The organism is Peribacillus sp. FSL K6-5616 (assembly GCF_038008245.1).
Lineage (GTDB): Bacteria > Bacillota > Bacilli > Bacillales > DSM-1321 > Peribacillus > Peribacillus frigoritolerans.
On the sequence record NZ_JBBOYT010000001.1, the window covers coordinates 5005848 to 5027604 of the forward strand.

The 21757-nt window shown below is 41.9% G+C and carries 17 protein-coding genes; 5 read left to right on the forward strand and 12 right to left on the reverse strand.

Annotated features, from left to right (window positions below; all coding sequences use genetic code 11):
- Nucleotides 1–10 precede the first annotated feature (10 nt).
- The 4 genes from MHB45_RS24315 to pepT all read left to right on the forward strand — a co-directional run bounded on the left by MHB45_RS24315 (nt 11) and on the right by pepT (nt 5636).
- Nucleotides 11–706, forward strand: a complete 696-nt coding sequence (locus tag MHB45_RS24315) for a DUF4956 domain-containing protein (RefSeq protein WP_340908123.1) — start codon at nt 11–13, stop codon at nt 704–706.
- A 68-nt stretch (nt 707–774) separates the two neighbouring features.
- Nucleotides 775–2502 carry a CotH kinase family protein gene (locus MHB45_RS24320; RefSeq protein WP_048685625.1) on the forward strand — a complete coding sequence of 576 codons (1728 nt, stop codon included), beginning with the start codon at nt 775–777 and terminating at the stop codon, nt 2500–2502.
- A 292-nt stretch (nt 2503–2794) separates the two neighbouring features.
- Nucleotides 2795–4258: an alpha-amylase gene (locus MHB45_RS24325; RefSeq protein ID WP_340908124.1), complete on the forward strand. Its 1464-nt coding sequence runs from the start codon at nt 2795–2797 to the stop codon at nt 4256–4258.
- A gap of 142 nt (nt 4259–4400) precedes the next feature.
- Nucleotides 4401–5636 carry a peptidase T gene (pepT, locus tag MHB45_RS24330; protein WP_340908125.1) on the forward strand — a complete coding sequence of 412 codons (1236 nt, stop codon included), beginning with the start codon at nt 4401–4403 and terminating at the stop codon, nt 5634–5636.
- Nucleotides 5637–5699: 63 nt separating this feature from the next.
- On the opposite strand, the gene MHB45_RS24335 is transcribed toward pepT, so the two are convergent.
- Both MHB45_RS24335 and MHB45_RS24340 read right to left on the reverse strand, forming a co-directional pair.
- Nucleotides 5700–7769 (reverse strand): catalase, encoded by a 2070-nt coding sequence (locus MHB45_RS24335; protein WP_048685619.1) that lies wholly within the window; start codon nt 7767–7769, stop codon nt 5700–5702.
- A 505-nt stretch (nt 7770–8274) separates the two neighbouring features.
- Nucleotides 8275–9723, reverse strand: a complete 1449-nt coding sequence (locus MHB45_RS24340; RefSeq protein WP_340908126.1) for a DEAD/DEAH box helicase — start codon at nt 9721–9723, stop codon at nt 8275–8277.
- Between the two features lie 294 nt (nt 9724–10017).
- Between MHB45_RS24340 and MHB45_RS24345 the strand changes: the two genes are divergently transcribed.
- Nucleotides 10018–10350 carry a heme oxygenase gene (locus tag MHB45_RS24345; protein WP_048685616.1) on the forward strand — a complete coding sequence of 111 codons (333 nt, stop codon included), beginning with the start codon at nt 10018–10020 and terminating at the stop codon, nt 10348–10350.
- A gap of 62 nt (nt 10351–10412) precedes the next feature.
- Here MHB45_RS24345 and rlmN read toward each other — a convergent pair whose 3' ends face one another.
- From rlmN to MHB45_RS24395, 10 genes are all read right to left on the reverse strand, one after another.
- On the reverse strand, nt 10413–11480 hold the full coding sequence (gene rlmN, locus MHB45_RS24350; protein WP_340908127.1) for a 23S rRNA (adenine(2503)-C(2))-methyltransferase RlmN: 1068 nt from the start codon (nt 11478–11480) through the stop codon (nt 10413–10415).
- A gap of 81 nt (nt 11481–11561) precedes the next feature.
- Nucleotides 11562–12041 (reverse strand): 23S rRNA (pseudouridine(1915)-N(3))-methyltransferase RlmH, encoded by a 480-nt coding sequence (rlmH, locus tag MHB45_RS24355; protein ID WP_034316119.1) that lies wholly within the window; start codon nt 12039–12041, stop codon nt 11562–11564.
- 371 nt (nt 12042–12412) lie between these two features.
- Nucleotides 12413–12574: a CxxH/CxxC protein gene (locus MHB45_RS24360; RefSeq protein ID WP_065310847.1), complete on the reverse strand. Its 162-nt coding sequence runs from the start codon at nt 12572–12574 to the stop codon at nt 12413–12415.
- A gap of 176 nt (nt 12575–12750) precedes the next feature.
- On the reverse strand, nt 12751–13971 hold the full coding sequence (locus MHB45_RS24365; RefSeq protein ID WP_340908128.1) for a S1C family serine protease: 1221 nt from the start codon (nt 13969–13971) through the stop codon (nt 12751–12753).
- Between the two features lie 277 nt (nt 13972–14248).
- Nucleotides 14249–15043, reverse strand: a complete 795-nt coding sequence (locus tag MHB45_RS24370) for an MBL fold metallo-hydrolase (protein ID WP_340908129.1) — start codon at nt 15041–15043, stop codon at nt 14249–14251.
- 6 nt (nt 15044–15049) lie between these two features.
- Nucleotides 15050–15844, reverse strand: coding sequence for a two-component system regulatory protein YycI (locus tag MHB45_RS24375; RefSeq protein ID WP_048685613.1), 795 nt, complete (start codon nt 15842–15844; stop codon nt 15050–15052).
- On the reverse strand, nt 15831–17168 hold the full coding sequence (locus MHB45_RS24380; protein WP_340908130.1) for a YycH family regulatory protein: 1338 nt from the start codon (nt 17166–17168) through the stop codon (nt 15831–15833). The genes MHB45_RS24375 and MHB45_RS24380 overlap by 14 nt, the downstream gene beginning before the upstream one ends.
- A complete protein-coding gene (gene walK, locus MHB45_RS24385; protein WP_048685611.1) occupies nt 17165–18997 on the reverse strand; it encodes a cell wall metabolism sensor histidine kinase WalK in 1833 nt (610 codons plus the stop codon). The genes MHB45_RS24380 and walK overlap by 4 nt, the downstream gene beginning before the upstream one ends.
- 5 nt (nt 18998–19002) lie before the next feature.
- Complete coding sequence (gene yycF / locus MHB45_RS24390; RefSeq protein WP_034316131.1) at nt 19003–19710, reverse strand: response regulator YycF; 708 nt, start codon at nt 19708–19710, stop codon at nt 19003–19005.
- A 281-nt stretch (nt 19711–19991) separates the two neighbouring features.
- Nucleotides 19992–21410: a peptidoglycan DD-metalloendopeptidase family protein gene (locus MHB45_RS24395; RefSeq protein WP_072272174.1), complete on the reverse strand. Its 1419-nt coding sequence runs from the start codon at nt 21408–21410 to the stop codon at nt 19992–19994.
- Between the last annotated feature and the right edge of the window lie 347 nt (nt 21411–21757).

A 21757-nucleotide genomic window follows, 5' to 3' on the forward strand; every position in this document is an offset into this window, starting at 1 on the left:
GGAATAGTAAATGGATACGACGACAACTAGCACCACTTTTAATGATATTTTCAAATCAAGCTTTTTGGACAAGACCGAGAGCTTTTCAATCATTGACTCCCTAATTGGATTACTGTTGGCATTTGCCATCGGATTGTTCATTTACGTCATTTATAAGAAGACCTTTTCCGGCGTGATGTACTCACATAACTTCAATATTTCCCTGATCATCATGACAATGGCCACTGCTTTGATCATCATGGGCATATCAACTAATATCGTTATCTCCCTTGGTATGGTCGGTGCCCTCTCCATCGTACGGTTCAGAACGCCTATCAAAGATCCCATGGACTTGGTCTTCCTATTCTGGGCAGCAGCCTCCGGGATTTTATGCGGGGCAGGCTTAATTCCACTGGTTATCATCGGTGCCATTTTAATAGGTATTGTGATGCTCATATTTGCCAACCGGATCACAGTTGAAAATCCATTTTTATTAATCGTTAAATATTCAGATGCATCCATTGAAAAAACGTTGGAAGAAATGATATCCAATAGGGTGAAAAGGCATTCCGTCAAATCGAAATCAGTCATTGCCGATAATAACCTCGAAGTGACATATGAAATTCGGTTAAAGGATAATGATGCGGAATTCATTAATCAAGTCAAGGACATGAACAGCGTTCACTCAGCCATCATGTTAAGTTATGATGGCAACTTCACAGCTTAAGAGAGATGGCGGACATGAATATCCATGCCCACCCCTCTATATAGACTACCTGAGGAAGGAGCCCTGGCATGTTAAAAACAAGATATGTTGCAGCGACCATTGGATTATTGATAATGATTTTTATAGCAGTGCTGTTCTTCCTTCCCAATCTTCAAGTTGAAAAAGCCACTAAAGGGAACACTTATACAGAATCTGTATTTGACCAAAGTAAGGTGACAACCGTTGATATAACATTGGCTGATGAGGATTTGGATTCCATCCTGGATAACCCCTCTGAAAAGGAAATCGTTAATGCCGATGTGACGATAGATGGGGAGACGGTTAAAAATGTGGGATTTCGCACCAAGGGAAACCTTTCCTTGAATTCCGTTGTTCAAATGGGAGATTCCGATCGTTACAGCTGGAAGATAGACTTTGATTATTATCAGGAAGATCAAGATTTACACGGCCTGAAAAAGTTGGCCCTTAACAATAATTACAGTGACCCAACTTATATGAGAGAATACCTTTCCTATGAATTAATGGACAAGATGGGCATAGCGACTCCCGGACATTCCTATATGTACGTGACCATCAACGGAAAGGAATGGGGCCTTTATCTAGGGGTGGAAGCTATAGAAGAAACCTTTCTAAACACCAACTTCACTGATGGCACAGGCGATCTCTATTATCCGGATGGTACGGGAAGCGATTTAAAGTGGATCAGCGAAGACATTGGTGACTACACGGGATTAAACTTGAAAACAAACGATAATTCGGACCAATCCGCCATGATCAAATTGCTTGATAGCATCAATAATGGTGGAAATCTGGAGGAAGTCCTGGATGTCGATGAAATGCTGCGCTATTTCGCAGCCAATACTGCCCTTGTCAACCTCGATCACTATCAGGGAGATAAAAAGCACAACTACTACCTATATGAAGAGAACGGAGTCTTTTCGATATTGCCTTGGGACTATAATATGTCATTTGGCGGTTATTCCGGAGGCGGCGGGCGACGGGCCGGCGCATCTGACCAAGAAACCGCTGACCAAAATGATGGAACGGCGGTTGAGGGTAACGACGATGACACTAAGCAGGATGACAAGGAAGTCCTTGGAGGGGCACCGAATATGAACGGTGGCGGAATGATGGATATGAGTTCAAATTTCATGAATGAAAGTAATATCAACTTCAGCATTACCGAGCCTGTTTCAGGTACGGCCCTTGAAGAGCGCCCTTTATTGAATGCCCTGCTTTCCAACGACGAGTACCGTGAAAAATATTATGATTATCTAAATGACATTGCCACAGATTTTTTCGCTGAAGAAAATATGACAGCAATGACCACTGAAATTTCAACATTAATCACACCTTATGTGAAAAAGGACCCGACCAAGTTTTATACAATGGACGAGTATACAGAAGCAACGTCAGGCAAGGAAACTTTGGTTGACTTCGCTGTCCAACGTGCTGAATCGATCTTGGCGCAGCTTTCTGGAGACCTGGTTGTGGAGGCCGAGACAGAAAGCAGTATGGGCGGCGGGGCTCCTACTATCGGCGATGATGCAAATGCAGGCCATGAGCAGCAACCAAACATGGGCGGCGGCGAAAATGGGGCTGCCATGCAGCCCCCTGACATGGACCGCGGCGGGAATGGTGCACCTCCTGGTATAGACGGGAACATGAGCCAAAAGGGGGCAGGCAACAGCAGCTCCTCCAAAGATACGATCATTCTATCTTCCGTGCTCCTACTCTTATTAATCGGTGCAATGGCTTTCGCCCACTTCTTTAAACGAAGAGGTAAAAAAGGATAGTAGACTTACGAAAAATTGAGGTATCCCAAAATTCGGGATGCCTTTTTTGAATTGGCGTATAGCCTTTTTCGGGTTATTCCTCCACATTTGATTAATTTTTAACTGCTAATCAATATAAAATACCCTTATTTGGTATAAAATAGTAAAATAGAGAGGTAAATGAACCTCAATCAAGAGGGTTATTCACTTGTTTATCATTTGATTTTAGTGGGTAAAGAATTCCATTATTACTTTATCCGATTGCATTAGTTTCACTTTTTTTAAAATCGGGTCGGTGTCAGGGGGGAAACGGATGAAAAGAAATCATACGATGATGCAATTTTTTGAGTGGCATCTTGAGGCAGATGGTTCTCATTGGGACAGATTGAAATACGCAGCCTCCAAGTTAAAGGATATAGGAATTGACTGCGTTTGGCTTCCGCCAGTTACCAAAGGGCAATCCGTTGGGGATAATGGATATGGAATATATGACGGTTACGATTTGGGCGAATTTGACCAAAAAGGAACAGTTCGTACCAAATACGGGACCAAAGATGAATTGCTGCAAGCAATAGCCACTTGCCATAACTACGGACTTTGCGTTTATATTGATTTAGTCATGAACCATAAAGCAGGAGCTGATGGAACCGAAAAATTTGAAGTGATTGAAGTCAATCCAAACAACCGGATGGAAGATATCTCAGAACCATTTGAAATGGAAGGCTGGACAAAATTCGATTTTCCGGGCCGTAAAAATAAATACTCTGACTTTAAGTGGAACCATACTCATTTTAATGGTACAGACTATGATGCCGAAAACGACAAAATGGGTGTATTTCGAATCACAGGCGAAAATAAGCACTGGAATCCGCATGTCATCGATGAATTCGGAAACTATGATTATTTAATGTTTGCCAACATCGATTACAGCCTGCCGGAAGTTCGTCAGGAAATGATTAGCTGGGGAAAATGGATGGTTGATACGTTAAAGTGTGATGGTTTTCGTTTGGACGCCGTTAAGCATATCGATTATGAATTCATCAATGAATTTCTCCAAGAACTCATTCCATATACAAAGGAACATTTCTTCATGGTCGGCGAATTTTGGAAGGCGGATGTTAAAGCTTGTCAAACTTACTTGGAGCAAACCAATCATGACCTCAACTTGTTCGATGTTTCCCTGCATTATAAATTTCATGAGGCCTCAAAAGCAGGAGCAGACTTCGACCTCTCAACCATCTTTGATGATACCCTCGTCCAAACCAATCCGGCACAGGCCGTCACTTTTGTCGACAACCATGACTCCCAGCCTCATGAATCACTGGAATCTTGGGTAAAGGACTGGTTCAAACCATCGGCATATGCACTTACCCTGCTTAGACTTTGCGGTTATCCGTGTGTCTTTTACGGGGACTATTATGGAATCGGCGGACCTTCTCCCGTGCCTGGGAAAAAGGATATCCTGGATCGCCTACTATATGCCAGGTATGAAAAAGCTTACGGAGAACAGACCGACTACTTTGATGATCCAAATACGATAGGATGGGTCCGGCACGGAGTTGATGAACTAGAAGGCTCGGGGTGTGCCGTCATTATCTCCAATGGAGATCACAACAGTGAAAAAAGGATGTTCGTCGGTGAACATCGTGCTGGTGAAATCTGGATTGATTTAACTTGTCATAAAGATGACCACATTACCATTGAAGATGATGGTTTCGCTACCTTCCCCGTTCATGGGAAAAGCGTTTCCGTATGGGCCTTGAATAATCCACTCTAAAAAGGGATGGCAAAGAACGGCATGTCGCTTTCAGATATGCCGTTCTTTGCTGGTGACACCGCCCTTGAAGATTTGAAATAAAGATAATTTTTCCATTTTAATTAATCATGGTAAGATAAGGGAGAAAGGAGTTGAAGGAAAAGTGAAAAATGAAATCATTGAAAGATTCACTTCTTATGTGAAAGTGGATACCCAATCAAATGAGGAAAATCCCTCATGCCCCTCTACACCCGGACAGCTGACATTGGCAAATGCATTGGTCAAGGAACTTCAATCCATTGGGATGAAGGAAGTGACAATGGATCAGAACGGCTATGTCATGGCAACCTTGCCAGCCAATTCAAATAAGGATGTCCCGACAATCGGTTTCTTGGCCCATGTCGATACAGCAACGGATTTCACCGGAAAAGATGTAAAACCGCAAATCGTTGACAACTATGATGGTAAAGATCTTACTTTACATGAAAAATTGGATGTCATTCTTTCACCTGATGATTTTCCTTCGCTTAAGAACTATATAGGGCATACCTTGATTACAACGGATGGGACAACCCTGTTGGGTGCAGATAATAAGGCTGGAATTGCCGAAATCATGACTGCCATGGATTATTTGATCCAGCATCCGGAAATCAAGCATGGAAAAATCCGTGTTGCCTTTACTCCCGATGAGGAAATCGGCAGGGGACCCCATAAGTTTGATGTAGATGCCTTTGATGCCCAATTTGCCTACACCGTGGACGGTGGCCCGCTTGGAGAACTTGAATATGAGAGCTTCAATGCAGCATCGGCCAAAATCCTGATCAAAGGGACGAATATTCATCCTGGAACGGCTAAAGGAAAAATGGTAAATTCAGCAAAAATCGCCATGGAATTCCATAATGGGCTCCCAGCGGCAGAAGCACCGGAATATACGGAGGGTTACGAAGGCTTTTATCATCTGCTTTCCTTTCATGGTGATGTGGAAGAGACCAAACTTTCTTACATCATCAGGGATTTCGACCGCCAAAAATTCAATGAACGCAAGGAATATATAACAAAAGTAATCGAGGATTTAAAAGAAAAATATGGGCAAAACCGAATCCAGCTCGAATTACACGACCAATACTTCAACATGAAGGAAAAAATTGAGCCCGTGAAGGAAATCGTGGATATCGCCCATGAAGCAATGGAAAAACTTGATATAAAACCGCAAATCTCGCCAATACGCGGTGGTACGGACGGATCTCAATTATCGTATATGGGCCTGCCAACACCCAACATCTTTACGGGCGGGGAGAACTTTCATGGAAAATATGAATTTATTTCCGTTGATAATATGATATTGGCCACTAAGGTGATCGTTGGCATTGCATCACTTTTTGAAGAAAAAGCAATATAGCTTGATACGAAATATCTATTGAATAAACCCCCAGACTTCAAGTCTGGGGGTTTTCAATAGATATTAAGCGCGTTTCCAGTGACGGTGCTTGGCAATTGCCTCGATAAAGGCAGAACCGCTATTTTTATCCGTAACAGCTACAATGCCTGAAGCTGGATCATTGGAAATGATGCCTGCCTTCGATAAGATCTCGGCCCCTTCTTTTCCCACACCAATCGCTTTGAAATGATTGTAGGCTTCATCAACAAAGTAAATGGGTTCCTTGGATGCCATTAAAGCATCGACACTCCCCTGCCCCCCTGCCACATATACAGCATCGAAAAGTACCGAATCGGCTGTCAGGAATGTCTGGTTCACCTCGACCTGCTGCCCTTCAGAACTTGTAACCACTCCACGATTATGACTGATGAATTCAGCCGTTATACCTGCCGATTTAAATGATTCCAAGACTTGATTAACCTCTGAACCGTTGAAACCATCTGCAGCCAAGATAGCCACTTTTCTTGTTGCGGCCGTGTTCACTTTCATTTGCTCCTGGCTTAAAGCCGGAGAAGCCAAGTCCATTTGAACCTCACTTTTGTTGGCTGGAGGATTCACGCCCACTCCCATGGCGATCGTTTTGGCCAGTTCAACATCCACATTGCTGAACATCTCGACAATTTGCTGCTGAACATCCTTACTTTTCACTTTTCCCACTTCAAAGTGGAAAGCCTGAATAATATGCTCCTTCTCCACTTCCGTCATGCTATTCCAAAATAGTTTAGCCTGGCTGTAATGATCCTTGAAGCTTTCACTGCGCTGCCGGACCTTCCTGCCATCGACCTTCTCCTGATAATGTGCATAGCCGCCTTCCCCTTCCGCAGCAGGTTCAGGAGAGTTGCCTGCAAGGGAATTTTTGTGGTAGCTGACCGGCCCTGGATTTATTGACATCCGGTGCATGCCATCGCGCTGATTATTATGAACGGGGGCAACCGTCCTATTAATCGGTAGCTCATGGAAGTTCGGTCCTCCCAATCTGGATAGCTGGGTATCGGTGTATGAGAATAAACGTCCCTGAAGCAGCGGATCATTTGAAAAATCAATACCCGGTACAACATGCCCCGGATGGAAAGCTATCTGTTCCGTCTCTGCAAAAAAGTTATCCGTATTTTGGTTCAAAACCATTTTTCCGATTATTTTAACCGGGATTTGTTCTTCCGGCCATAGTTTAGTAGGATCAAGGATATCAAAGTCGAATTTGAATTCATCTTCCTCCTTAATCATTTGGACGCCAAATTCAAATTCAGGATAATTCCCGGTATCTATCGCTTCCCATAGATCTTGGCGGTGAAAATCGGGATTCTTCCCTGCAATTTTCTGTGCCTCATCCCAGACAAGGGATTTTACTCCCAGTACAGGCTTCCAATGGAATTTAACGAAGTGGGCCACGCCTTGTTCATTTACAAAACGGAATGTATGGACACCAAACCCTTCCATCATCCGGAAGCTTCTAGGTATGGCCCTATCAGATAGGTGCCACATGACCATATGTGCCGTTTCTTCATTGTTGGCGACGAAATCCCAAAACGTATCATGGGCAGATGCCGCCTGAGGTATTTCGTTATGAGGCTCCGGTTTAACCGCATGAATTAAATCAGGGAACTTAATGGCATCCTGGATAAAAAATACCGGAATATTATTTCCGACCAAATCATAGTTTCCTTCCTCCGTATAAAACTTTGTGGAAAATCCCCTTACATCTCGGACTGAGTCTGCCGACCCGCGGGAACCCGCCACAGTGGAGTAACGAACGAATACTGGTGTCTTCACTGAAGGGTCTTGAAGAAACTTGGCTTTTGTATATTCGGTCATCGGTTCATATACCTGAAAATATCCATGTGCCCCTGATCCACGCGCATGGACAATCCGCTCAGGAATACGCTCATGGTCAAAATGAGTCATTTTTTCACGAAAATGAAAATCCTCCATCAAAGTTGGACCACGGGTTCCCGCTTTCAAAGAATGCTCATCCTCAGAAACTCGCAAACCCTGGTTAGTCGTCATCTTTTTCCCATTATCGTCCACTCGATATTGATCCAGCTGCCGCTGCTTACTTTGCTCATCGATTCTTCCGCTTTCATTTGCTTTCGTCATCCCACTCAATCCCTCCATGTCTAAGAATTCAGATTAAATTGTGTTGTTTATTGTCTACAGGATCGTTGACTTCCACTTCAGGCACTCGCTTTCCGCGGGCGGTCCGTGTGCCTCCTCGGCGCCTTTGCGCCTGCGGGCTCTCCCCTGGACTCGCTTTTCCCGCAGGAGTCCCGCACCTTACGTTCCAATCAACTTTGTTTTAAAATTGGATAAATCCCTTTTTTCTACAAACAGATGTATTTATTGTTTCGAAATAATTGCATTATCCTTCCTCATATACCACTCTGTTTTGACGGTTAAACAGAATTTGGAGAAAGAATCTTAACCTCCTCATAAACAAAAAATCTACTATTTCAGTGAGGACGGATCATCTGTGAATAGGTCGAATTTTCCCTAGTTGGGTCGAATCATCTGTGTATGGGTCGAAAAGTTCCTGTCCCAAGTCATATAAAAAAGAAGCGGGAAGACCGATTTTCGGTCTTCCCGCTTCTTTCATTCGACATCTTTAGTTCTTAAAGGCCTCTGAAACCTTCAAAAGCTTGCCTTTCACTTTCGTATTTTTCATCACTTTCAAGACAAGCGGTCCCTTTTCATTCAATATTTCCACATAAGAAACATTATCCTGGATCGTAATGATCCCGATGTCCTCGGCATTCACTCCATCAATCTTTGCGATGGTTCCGACAAAATCCACGGCCCTGAGTTTCTTTTTCTTGCCGCCATTAAAATACAGCTTCATGATTTGTTTATTCAATTGTTCACTTTTATCTTTTTTGATTTTTGGACGGGCTTCCAGTTTGGCTTCGAATTCCATTTTTTTATCGGAAACTTCCTCTTTAGATGGAGCAGTCATCTTAGGGATTTCAAAACCGATATATTCTTGGATCTCGGTAAGGAATTTGTCTTCGTACGGCGTCACAAAAGTAATGGCTTTTCCTTTTTTACCGGCACGGCCCGTTCTTCCCGTTCGATGTACGTAACTTTCCTTTTCCAATGGCAGGTCATAGTTAATTACATGGGTTATATTGTCGATGTCAATTCCACGGGCAGCAACATCTGTTGCAACCAAATAGCGGAATTCACCTCTTCTGAATTCATTCATCACTGCAAGGCGATCCTCCTGAAGCATGCCGCCGTGAATCATATCACACGGATATTCCAGTTCCAGCAGCTGTTCACATACTTGATCCACCCTATCTTTCGTCCGGCAAAAAATGATGCAGCTATCGGGGTTTTCCGTGATGGTTACGTCTCTAAGCAGGGAAAACTTATCATCTTCTTTCACTTCTATAAGGGCATGTTCAATTTTCTCCGTCGTTAAACCCTTTGCTTTGATTTCAATATCCAAAGGATCTTTCATATATTGCTTGCATAGTTTTTTTATACTCTCAGGTAATGTGGCAGAGAACAGCATGGTTACTCTATCTTTCGGAAGCTCCTTAATAATGGCTTCTACTTGTTCGATGAAGCCCATATTCAGCATTTCATCCGCTTCATCAATAACTAAATGAGTTAAGCGTTCCAAGGCGAATGTCCCTTTCTCGATATGATCCAGAACACGCCCCGGGGTTCCGACGACTACATGGCTTTTTTGTTTCAATTCCGCTTTTTGCAGTGCGAATGGATGCTTTCCATAAACGGCAGTAGCCTTTATCCTCTTAAATCTGCCAATATTCGTAATATCCTCTTTTACCTGCACGGCGAGCTCACGTGTCGGTGTTAAAATAAGCGCCTGAGGCTTATTCTCTTCCCAATCGACCATTTCGCAGATCGGTATGCCGAATGAAGCGGTCTTGCCGCTTCCTGTTTGCGATTTAACGACAAGATCCCGCTTTTTCAGCGCCACTGGAATCACTTCACGCTGTACTTCGGTTGGACGTTGATATCCCAAGCTTTCTAATGCCCTAACAATTTCATCGCTTAATGTATAATCAGTAAAATTCAATTCATTCATATAACAGCCTCTTTTGTTGTTTAGTATGTTGCTTTATTGTTCCCATAATCGTAATTTCCTTATACAGAGTTCTATTATACGCGATATGCATCGATAAACCTTGTAATATCCAAATTCAATTGTTCTATTTCTATATAATGAAACGTCCGTCTTCATTGAAACAATGTCTTCAGGGCCCCATGATTGAAGTTAATCAAAATGGACCCTGCTTCTTCCAATATGCTAAAATATGTATGAAATTGCGGAAATAAAGGGCGTATATTCCAAACCGATGGACAAAAGGAGGACTCATTTATGATAATCGTAACGAATAGAATCAGAGTCAAAAAAGGGATGGGTGCAGTCATGGCCCCAGGATTTACTGCACCAGGACCACTTGATACGATGGAAGGCTTCGTAAAAGTTGAAGTATTATTAACGCAGAATTTGACGGATCACGATGAACTGAGCGTTAATATGTACTGGGAAAACCTTGATAACTTTACGGCTTGGAGAAATAGCGATGCATTCAAAGCTGCACATAAACGGCCTGAATCAGGTTCCGGCGAAGCAAAAAAAGAATCTCCAATTCTAGGCAGCGAGCTTACAACGTATGAAGTCGCCTCGGTAAAGGAAATAGCTAAATAATGAAATCATACAAAAAAGAGGCCGCAAAATATGCGTCCTCTTTTTGTTTTTTCTTAATGAATTTACTTAGCTTCGGCTTTTTTGATTTGTTTACTTCTAAGCTGACCGCAAGCCGCATCAATATCCGTTCCATGTTCTTGGCGGATTTTACAATTGATGCCTCTCTTTTTCAGCGTATCATAAAACGAGAGAACGGACTCTTTATCACTTCTTTGGTATTGGCTATGCTCATCTACTGGATTATATGGGATCAGGTTGACATAGAGACGATGTTTTTTGTCATCAAGTAGATCGGCAAGTTGCTCGGCTTCTTCTTGATGGTCATTGACATCTTTCAATAGGATATATTCGATCGTAATTCTCCTATTCGTTTTCTCTAAATAATAATCAAGAGATTTCATCAATTTTTCTATGGGGATGCCTCGGTTTATCTTCATGATTTGTGTCCTGAGCTCATTATTCGGCGCATGCAATGAGATGGCCAGATTCACCTGTAATTGAGTATCGGTGAATTCATAGATCTTATGGGCAAGGCCGCTTGTCGAAACAGTAATGCGCCTGCCCGCGATAGCAAGACCCTTATGGTCCATAAGCACTTTCAAAAAGTCTAACATATTTTCAAAGTTATCGAAAGGTTCGCCAATGCCCATTACAACAACATGGCTTACAACCTCACCTTGTTCCAATTTATCCAGATGCAGTTGAACGTTCATGATTTGTTCCACTATCTCCCCGCTGGATAAATCACGGCTTTTGGCCAATAATCCACTGGCACAGAAACTGCAGCCAATATTACAGCCCACTTGGGTGGTGACACAGACCGAAATTCCGTATTTATGTCTCATCATAACCGTTTCGATAAGGTTGCCATCCTGTAATTTAAACAGAAACTTGATCGTACCATCCGCTGCTTCTTGCTTTACGTGCTCAGTCAAAGTCTGGATGACAAAGTGCTCTTCAAGTAATTTTATGCACTCTTTATTAACATCCGTCATTTCAGAGAAACTCGTCACACGTGTTCTATAAAGCCACTCCCAGACTTGGGAAGCTCTGAATTTTTTATGGCCATGGTCCGAAAGCCACGCTGTCAATTGTTCGAATGTTAAACCATAAATGGACGCTTTATTCATTCGTTACCCTCTTTTCATTACAGTAAGATTTAATACTTTAACCCATTACATTAAGGGGAACTCCCCCGGAATCAGTCTCTATCATTTATGATATGGTTCATTTCTATTTATCCGAAAAGCCCGATATATTTGCTCCACAAGAACCAATTTCATTAATTGATGCGGAAAGGTCATTTTCGAGAAGGAAAGGGCATAATCGCTTCTTGATAACACCTCTGTGCCAAGTCCAAGCGACCCGCCAATAATAAAGGCAATTTTGCTCTTTCCATAGGTGGCGAGCTGATCCATATGAGTGGCCAGCTGTTCTGAAGTAAGCTGTTTTCCATTGATCTCAAGCGTTATTACGTAGGTGTCCGGGCTGACTTTGGCCAGGATTCGTTCACCCTCCTTTTGCTTTACAATGTCCATGTCCGCTGTACTCAGGTTCTCCGGAGCCTTTTCATCCGGTACTTCCACAAGTTCTATATTAGCATAGGCGCTTAACCTTTTTGTATATTCAGCAATTCCTTGCTTTAAGTATTTTTCCTTTAGCTTGCCAACAGTAATAATCGTTATTTTCATATATATCCTCTAGCTTTCATTATGTTTTTACTATCAATTGTTGGATTTGCCTACCTATTATCATACCTTACAGTGACCTATAAGCAAAACAAGCATATCCTTTCCAATTTTTAATGCTTTTATAATAAAAACCGCTGCCCCTGAAAGCGGCAACGGTAACTTTCATTATTGAAGAATTCGGCTGGACTTAGTTCCAATCCGAACAATTATCTTGATTATTCGTACTACCAAATGCTTGGATCTAAACCATTCCACCCGCCGCTTTAATCTTCGGAAAATGTTAAGAACAGGTTAAGAACAGGTTACAAACATGTTATCCACAAAAGTTATCCACATATCCACAAAATCTATCCACATCTTGTATGGGAATATTAGTTCCCTACTAGATATATTGCCACGTTTCGACAATATTCACAGGTTGTTGATAACTGATTTTCTTCGGGAACAAGCGTTAAAACAGGATAGGTTTCACATTCGTATACCACTTCATCCAGCGCCATGTCCACATGTTCCTGACAGCAATATAATTTCATCTTTCATATCTCCTTTCCCATTCATTATTCCCAGTACTTCCATTCCCAATTATCCACAAGTCACTTGAGATCTTTAATTTCAGTATATATCCACAGGTAATCGTAACAAAAAATAAGAAAAGCGCAAGGAAATAGAAAGGACAGGAGGCATTTTCTGCCCCCTGTCCTTTTGTGCTTTAAATTTCGCTGCTTGAAAGCGTGACTTCCGTTGTTTCTTTCTTTCCGTCACGGTAATAAATGATTTTTACTTTATCACCGACTTGTTTTTCATTGTAAAGGTATTTTCTTAATTCCACGACATCATGGATTTTTTCGTTATCCATTCCAACTACGACGTCAAATTCCTTCAATCCTGCTTTGGATGCTGGAGAATTGCTTTGAACGCCTGTTATCGCAACGCCAGAAGTAACTTTCCTTGGCAGCTTTAATGTATTTTGTTGATGATATTGGGAAATTTCTTCTACAGATGCCAGGTTAACACCCAAGAAAGCACGTTTCACTTCACCAAATTCCTCTATATCATTAATAATCGGGATCACTGAATCGATCGGAATGGAAAGACCGATTCCTTCCACTGCATTTTCTGCAATCTTCATCGAATTTATTCCGATGACCTGCCCTGACATATTAACGAGTGCCCCTCCGCTGTTACCTGGATTAATCGCCGCATCGGTCTGGATGACCTCTGCATTCCAATCCACTTGTCCGTCCTCATTGATATCCACTTCTATCGTGCGCTCCAAACCGGAGATGATCCCTTGTGTGATCGACCCGGAGAATTGAAGGCCTAATGGATTACCAATGGCAATGACGGGCTCACCAGGTTTCAATTTGCCGGAGTTTCCGAATTCAGCTATGGTTTTGATTTTTTCACCATTAACGACAATGACGGCTAAATCTGTCCATGGGTCACTGCCTTGTAGTTCAGCTGGCAATTTAGTGCCATCACTTAATGTCACTTCAAGTTCATTAGCTCCTTCAATGACGTGATTATTCGTGACGATATAGGCCTTGCCCCCATCTTTCTTGTAGACGACTCCAGATCCTGTGCCGGCTTCTGCCGAACTGTCCTCGGCGTTGCTCCCTGGACCCCAGAAGTTCGTTTCCTGAATGTTAGTGATGCCGACCACTGCGTCGCTGGCTTTATCAACGGCATTGGTGACGGCACTTGTTACATCAAGAGTAAGGTTTTGCTGGGACTGCTCCGTGGTCTTTCTCTCCGTTGATTTTTCCGTTGTTATTTCGTTTTCATCGTTATTTAACAGTCCGCTTCCCGGAAAGGCTAATAAAATAAGTAAGGCCCCGATGATGGCGCCCCCCAAGCCTGCTAGAAAATAGCTCGTATGGCTTTTTTTTCGTTTATTTTGGTTCTCATCATTCTGATCATAATAACCCAAGACCGCCTCATCCTCTCATTTTAGGAATGTATTATAGCAATTCTATTGTTTGGTATCCTCCCTCAATTATACTCAATTACCGAATTTTTTCTAAAAAAATGCATGCTTAATTTAATTTAAGGGGCAACATAAAATTGACTAGTATCAGCCATTTTCCTTTTACCTATACAGTTCTAACCAAACGATACCCCTTTTAATCCGATTCGTAACTTACGAATCGAAATTTTTAAAAATAAAAAAAGGAATGAACAAGGTATCCCTTATCCATTCCTTTCATTTATAATGTAACAAGTTCCGTTGGTCTTTTCGGATCAGTATCATATAAGGAAAATTGTTCACCCACGATGATCCCCTTTGTCTTTAACGTCTGTTCCACCGACATTCTTGCTAGATCCTTCATATTGTTATCAAGGCTTAAGTGGGCCAAGTAAATCCGCTTGGTCTTATCACCGGCCACTTCGCTCATTGCAAGGGCAGCGTCTTCATTACAAACATGTCCGACATCACTTAAAATCCGGCGCTTGATGCTCCATGGATATTTCCCCATCCTCAGCATGGACACATCATGGTTACTTTCGAATACATAAGCATCGGCATTTGAGATGATTCCTTTCATCCGATCGCTTACGTACCCTGTATCGGTAATGACCACAAGTTTCTTATCTTCATGATGAAAGACGTAAAACATTGGCTCTGCCGCATCATGTGAAACGCCGAAAGATTCTATATCAAGGCTGCCGAACGTTTTGACCTGTTCCATTTCAAATGTGAATTTTTGTTCGGTTGCAATTTCACCGATCGTTCGCTCCATGGCATTCCATGTTTTTGCATTCGCATATATCGGGAGTTTATGTTTTCTGGCAACCACGCCAAGACCTTTAATATGGTCGCTGTGTTCATGGGTAACAAGGATACCGGATAGCTTCGACATATCACGGCCTATATCCTGAAACAATGCTTCCAGGGCTTTACCGCTTAAGCCGGCATCGACGAGGAATGATTGATCCTCCGTTTCCACGAAAAAGGCATTTCCTGTACTCCCGCTTGCGAGAACACTAAAATGCATTGTCATCTATACTCACTCCAGTATTTTTTCTTCTGTATTCAATTCAATGACCTCTCCATCAAAAGCATTCACGAAGAGATCCGTTTCGTCATCAATGACCACCCACCATGTTGGCACAAGTAAATGTGACACAGATGTCGTCTGCAGCGAATTGTAATACCCCAATTTTACATTCGTGACGTCGCTTTTGGGATCAATATCACCATTCTGATACAATGCTCCGATAGCATTTAAAGCAGATGTCAATACTTTAGGTTTATTGAATTTTTTGATCCCCTCTAAATACATCTGTTCATAGGAAACGATTTCACCCTTCTTGTTCAGATATAAAGTGACCTTCCCTTTACTATTATTATAAAACATCTTTTTATCTGCCACTTGATAGCAGGTGATGGTCTGGCTTATTTCATCATAGCTCCAAAAATGATACTCATTTCCTTTTAATATATACTCCTTCAGGAATATATCAAGGTCTGCAGCATTAATTTCCGCTTTCATGCCAACCGGTATCTTAAATGTACCCACAAGCTTCTTATCATCGATGATTTTTGCTTTTTGATTTTTCAGGTACTGTATATCTTTCTTCTCGAAAGTCTTGCTTTGGGCAATCAGGAATTGATCCGACTTTTGTTTCGGAAGTGGGGTTTCTATTGAAATCTCATCTTCTTTCAACAGTTCTTCCGTTGATGACTCCGTGAAACTTTCATATTGGGAGTCATTAATCTTTTCCAGGAATTGATAAAGAAGAAAAATATTCAAAACGAAGAAAACCATGATGAAAATCGACTTTGTATTATTCCAATCCACTTTGATCGCCTCCCGTATCTTCATCAAAAGGCACAATAAACCATTTATCGCCGATACAATAATACCAAGTGGGCTCGAGTGTAACTAGAGTTACAAGTTTGGAATCCAGGGATTTATTCAGTTTATAGCCAATCGAGATGTCCTCCACGCTTTTGAAATCGATATTATCTTTCGATTTCAGCTGATTAATTACTTCTTTGCCGCTTTGTAAAGTCTTTGGCGATCCTTCTGACGGGAGGACTGAGTCAAGTGAAAAGTATGGGCGGTCATAGCTATAAATTTCTTCTTTCCCCCAAATTTGCTCGATTTCTGTCATTCCAGATTCATTGAAGGTCGGATAACCATTTACGAATAAGCGGAATACCACTCGTTGTTCATTCTCCGACATATAGGCAAAGCGGTAATTGTTATTTTCCCAACCGGCATGATCATTGATGAAATCGATGCTTTTTTGCAAAAGGTCACTGGAACTGTCAAATAACTTTCTCTTTTGTGCCGGATTGATATAAGAAATTAAGTAATTCTCTTTATTGACCGTCATAAGTCTTGTTCCATCCGTATATTCCTCACCGACCGAAACCGATTCCTGGCGAACGAACTTCGGAAAACTAAATAACGCATTTTTCAAGTTTCCAATATCCAAATAGTCAATATAATATTCAAGTTTGTTGATTTCCACTGGGTTTTCCGGGACGAACAGCGTCCTTTTGCTGTTTATCGTTTCGGCAATGTATTCAGGATGCTTATCATAGGAACCCCTATAAAATGAATCCATGAAATTCCTTAGCTTTTTAGAATCGACCAAACCTTGATAAATCTCCTCTTGATCGTAGGAAACAAAATAAACGGCAGATTCATTACCGCTGATATCCTTTTGTTTAATGATGATTCGATCAAACGAAAATTCAGGCACTTCCTTATCCCTTATATTCAATACCGTTTTATAAAGAGAGATGGGGATATCATCGGAGAATACGATTTCAATCGACCCATCTTCATGGACAAAATCGTCAAATTTCCTTTGCAGCCTTTTTACGGATACCTCTTTTAAACCTCTGAAACGCCATTGTAAAAATTCATTTTCCATTTCATTGATTTCTGCCGGGCTGGAACTCTGGAAATGCTGCCCATTGCCATGGAAAAGGATACTGACTGGTTTAATGACATCACTGACAATCTGGACATCGCTTTTAATCTTTATAAATTCCGACGATTGTTCAAATGGATCATACTCAGGCTCGTACGTCCAAATGCTCCATGTCAAAAATATGCTTGTCCCAACCAAAATAATCAGTATGATACTTTTTGCACGTTCAAAATTCATGACCAATCATCCTCTTCTTCCTGTTCGTAAGGAAGTGTAAAGAACACGGTAGTTCCTTTTCCATCCACACTTTCCGCCCATATTTTCCCGCCATGCGCCACGACCATCTCTTTTGCAATCGCTAAACCAAGCCCTGTCCCGCCTAAGTTACGGGCCCTTGCTTTATCCACACGGTAGAAGCGGTCGAATATTTTATCAATGACGTTTTTCGGGATACCCACGCCTTGATCTGTAATGCTCACAATGATAAAGCCATCAGATGCCCTGACGCGGAAAGTCACTTGACCCCCTTCAGGTGAGTACTTTAATGAGTTGGAGATTACATTATAGAGAACTTGGGTGATTTTATCTTCATCAATATCCACAAAATAAGCTTCCTTCGGCAAATCACGCTTAAACGTGATGTCATCATTTTTCGACATTTCAAAACGATCGATGATGTGGTCGTAGAATTTATTAAAATTCACCCAGCCGGTTTTAAGCCTGTAATCTTTACTGTCCATTTTCGAAAGCTGTAACAGATCATTAACAAGCCTGATCATTCGCTCCGTTTCATTTTGGGTCACACTTAAAAACGATGGAGCGATTTCCTCGTCCTTCCATGCACCTTCAGCCAATGCCTCCAGGTAACTTCTCATCGTCGTTAGCGGAGTTCGCAGTTCATGTGATACATTGGCAACGAATTCCCTGCGTTCACTCTCGATTTTTTCCTGCTCTGTTATATCATGCAAAACAGTGATCAAACCATTAACGAATCCCGTTTCCTTTTGAATGACCGAAAAATTCCCCCTCAAAATGAAAGGCCGATTTTTTTTGCTGTAATCAAGGATAATGGACTCTCGCTCTTCCAGTAAATCCTCAAATTTATATTCTTCTTCAAGACCCAAAACCTCAATGATCGGTTGGTTCATGACGGTTTCACTCGAAACATTCAATAATTGTGCCGCCGGTTCATTAATCAAGTTCACCCGACCGCGCCTGTCCGTTGAAATTACGCCATCCGTCATATTGGCAAGGACAGATGAAAGCTTACGCCGCTCTCCTTCTGTGCTTGATTGCGACTCTTGGAGTTTTTTGGTCAAATTATTGAAAGTGACGGCAAGCTGGCCAATTTCATCATCGCCATATACCCTGACTTTTCTGGAAAAATTCCCTTTTGCCATCACCAGGGCCTGTTTTCTCATATCAGACATGGGTCTGGTGATCGTTCGTGCGAGCAGGATCCCCAAGATGGCCGTAATGACCAAAGCGATGGCCGTACCCGTCATGAAGATGCTATTGATTTCATCCATCTGCTCAAAGACATTCTCCATCTCGGCTATTACATAGACGGCGCCAATGACCTCCCCATTTGCTTCAACGGGTGTCGAAAGGACCCAGAGCCGCCTGCCTGTTTTCTTATCGCGAAATACATCACTATCTTCTTTTCCAAAAGTGAGCGTATTCTTAATGAGGACCTCTGTCGTCTTCTTCCCTACAATATCCTGGTTACCTGGGGCTGAAGTTCCGATCACGCGTCTGCTGCGGGTGTCAATGACACGTACTTCCGAAATATCATTCGATGAATTATCCCGGTCTTTCAATATCGCATCAATCGCTTCTTCGAGGGTTGGATCTTCCTCTCCCCTCTCTTTTTCCATTTCTTCACCAATACTGTAGGTAAGCAGGTTAACGTGACCTTTTATTGATTTCGTAAAGTTCCCGACAAGATTTTCTTCCAATTCCCCAACAAAATATACCCCGATTATTTGCATCGCCACGAAAATGAGCAATACATAAATCAGAACAAATTTAAAATGAATTGAGCGGAAAAAACCAACCTTTTTCATAGAAACTACTCCTGTTCAGGGTTACGCAGGTAATAACCGACCCCTCTTCTAGTTACAATCCAGCCAGGATGGCTTGGATTGTCTTCAATCTTCTCACGAAGACGTCTGACCGTTACATCGACCGTCCGCACATCACCAAAATAATCATAGCCCCACACGGTTTGTAATAAGTGCTCCCTTGTCATGACCTGACCGATGTGCTTCGCTAAGTAATGAAGCAACTCAAATTCACGATGCGTCAATTCTATCGTATCGCCACGCTTGGATACCACATAGGCATCCGGATGGATAGTGAGCGTGCCTATCGTAATTTCCTTCGGTTCATTTTCTTGATCGGGAACCGGAACAGCTTGCTGACGTCTAAGGTTCGCCTTAACGCGGGCAATTATTTCCCGGGTACTAAATGGCTTTGTCACATAGTCATCTGCACCAAGCTCCAATCCTAACACCTTATCTATCTCCGAGTCTTTTGCCGTTAGCATGATGATCGGGGTTTCATACTTCTTCCTTACTTCCCTGCATACTTCCATCCCATCGCGCTGCGGCAGCATGATATCAAGTAAAATCAAATCAGGTTGCCGTTCTTCCACCATTTTGAGGGCTTCATTGCCATCATAAGCACAAAAAACCTCGTAGCCTTCTTTTTTTAGATTGAATTGTAATATATCAGCAATTGGCTTTTCGTCATCCACTACCAGAATCTTTTTATCCATGTACTTATCTCCTTTTTAATAACTGAACTGAATCTATTAAAAACCGTGTCCTTATCCGGGACCTTATTCACTTTTCCTTCTGCTTGCACAAAGCTTCGCAACCTAGTTTCAGCAAAGTTACATATATATACCCAATAAAAGGGGCTGAACACCGGAATGAAAGCAAATTGTCTCTATTCTACTTTATCATTTTATAGGCATTAAATCACCTTTTTCCTATTATTCTCATCTATTAATGAAGCAGAAGAAGTCTTCGAATAATTTTCGAAGACTTCCAGCGATTACTGACTTATATAGTTTAGCGGATTAACGAGAGACCCGTTTTTATATATTTCAAAATGGAGGTGGACACCGGTCGAGTGACCTGTTGAACCCATCATGCCAATTTTCATGCCTTTTTCAATCTTTTGTCCCGCTATTACATCTATTGAATCCAAATGGGCATACACTGTCTTATACCCATTATTATGATTGATCGTTATCTTATTTCCATATCCTCCGGAATTCCCGGCAGTTTCGATTATCCCATGATCTGCTGCCTTTATGGTCCTGGTGGCTGGCCGTGCAATATCGATACCTTTATGAAGTTTCCCCCAGCGCTGGCCCTGCTTACTGGAAATATAGCCCCCATCTGCAGGCCATGAATATGTACCGCTGCCCTGTGAAGGTATGACCTTGGTGCCTTTTCTGGTGATTTCCGTTTTAGCTTCTTCCGTGACTTCTTTTTTTACGATCGATTCACTGATTTTCTTTCCATTTGTTTCAGATACATTATAGGTGAACGCAAGAATCCCCTCATTCCCCATTTGTTCAGTAATGAGTTCGCCCTTTGGAAGTTCGTCATCCTCCTTCACTTCCTTTTCAAAAGGAATTCTCTCTTCCTTTAATACTTCTCTTTCTACCATTACGTTCACATAGGGGGTACGCTGGGTCACATAGAGACGCTCGCCCTCTTTAACACCTTTATCCTCACCCTGTCCCGGATTCAGCTCCAGCAGTTGATCCAGGTCCATATCATGGCTAGTGGCAATGGCTTCAAGATCTTCTTCTTCCTTAGCCTCATAGATCGTCGTTTCTTCCTTTCCTTCTTCTATCATGGAAAGGGTTTTATCGACACTCTTGATTTCGTCTGGATATACCATTGTCTCTTTAAACGTAACGGGAAGTGAAAATTCGATGTCCAGAATTCTGCTTCCTGGCTCTTTTAACGAATCGGCATCTTTTTCACTTTCTTTTTTACCTGATTCGTATTCAGCGTATTCCTCTTCATTTACATATAATAAAGTGATTTTCTCCAGAACGTCCTCTGCATCTTCCTTTGACGCAACATAAGCGACCGCCTGGTTATCTATGTCGATTTCATACGCCTCGGCCTTCACATTCAACTGATCCTGAATTCCCTTAACAGCCTGATCCTCTTTAACATCCTCATCGAATACCTCTTCAGGTACGAACTTCAGCTGTGTCTCCTTATCGAATGTAAAGTCAGGATAATCTTCCTGTGCTTCTTCTACCTTATCGGCTACGATGTTTTCGATTTCCGTTTCATCCGTCACACTGCCTACGAACTCATCATTAAGATAAACATGCTGTATGGTTGTAGTTTCCGGTATCCCAGCAGCAGTTACCCGATTGCCCGCAAGCACCAAAATGACGGAAACCATCAACAGGATGATTCCCTTTCCTTTTGAGCTAAACATATATTTTCCTCCTTAACGGCTCAGTCACCAATTAAGAAACTAATCAAATTTATTTGAGATTTATTAGTCCAATTTAAATATCCTGATACTTATGACTGATTTCTATAATGATTTTTATCACTCATAACTCTACCATATTAAGAAAAAAAACAAGAAACCGACTTCATAATGTAATAGAACTGTATAAATGGTGACAACTTGTACCAATAGATATGGTAATGGGGACAGTTCAATAAACTGCGGAAAAAGGAGTGGGCCTAAGCCCAGCAAGGGTAAAAGAGGGTTATATCCCGAATTGGCCGAAAATGGTATGTTACAAAACGTTAACAATCTATTACAAGATTTCA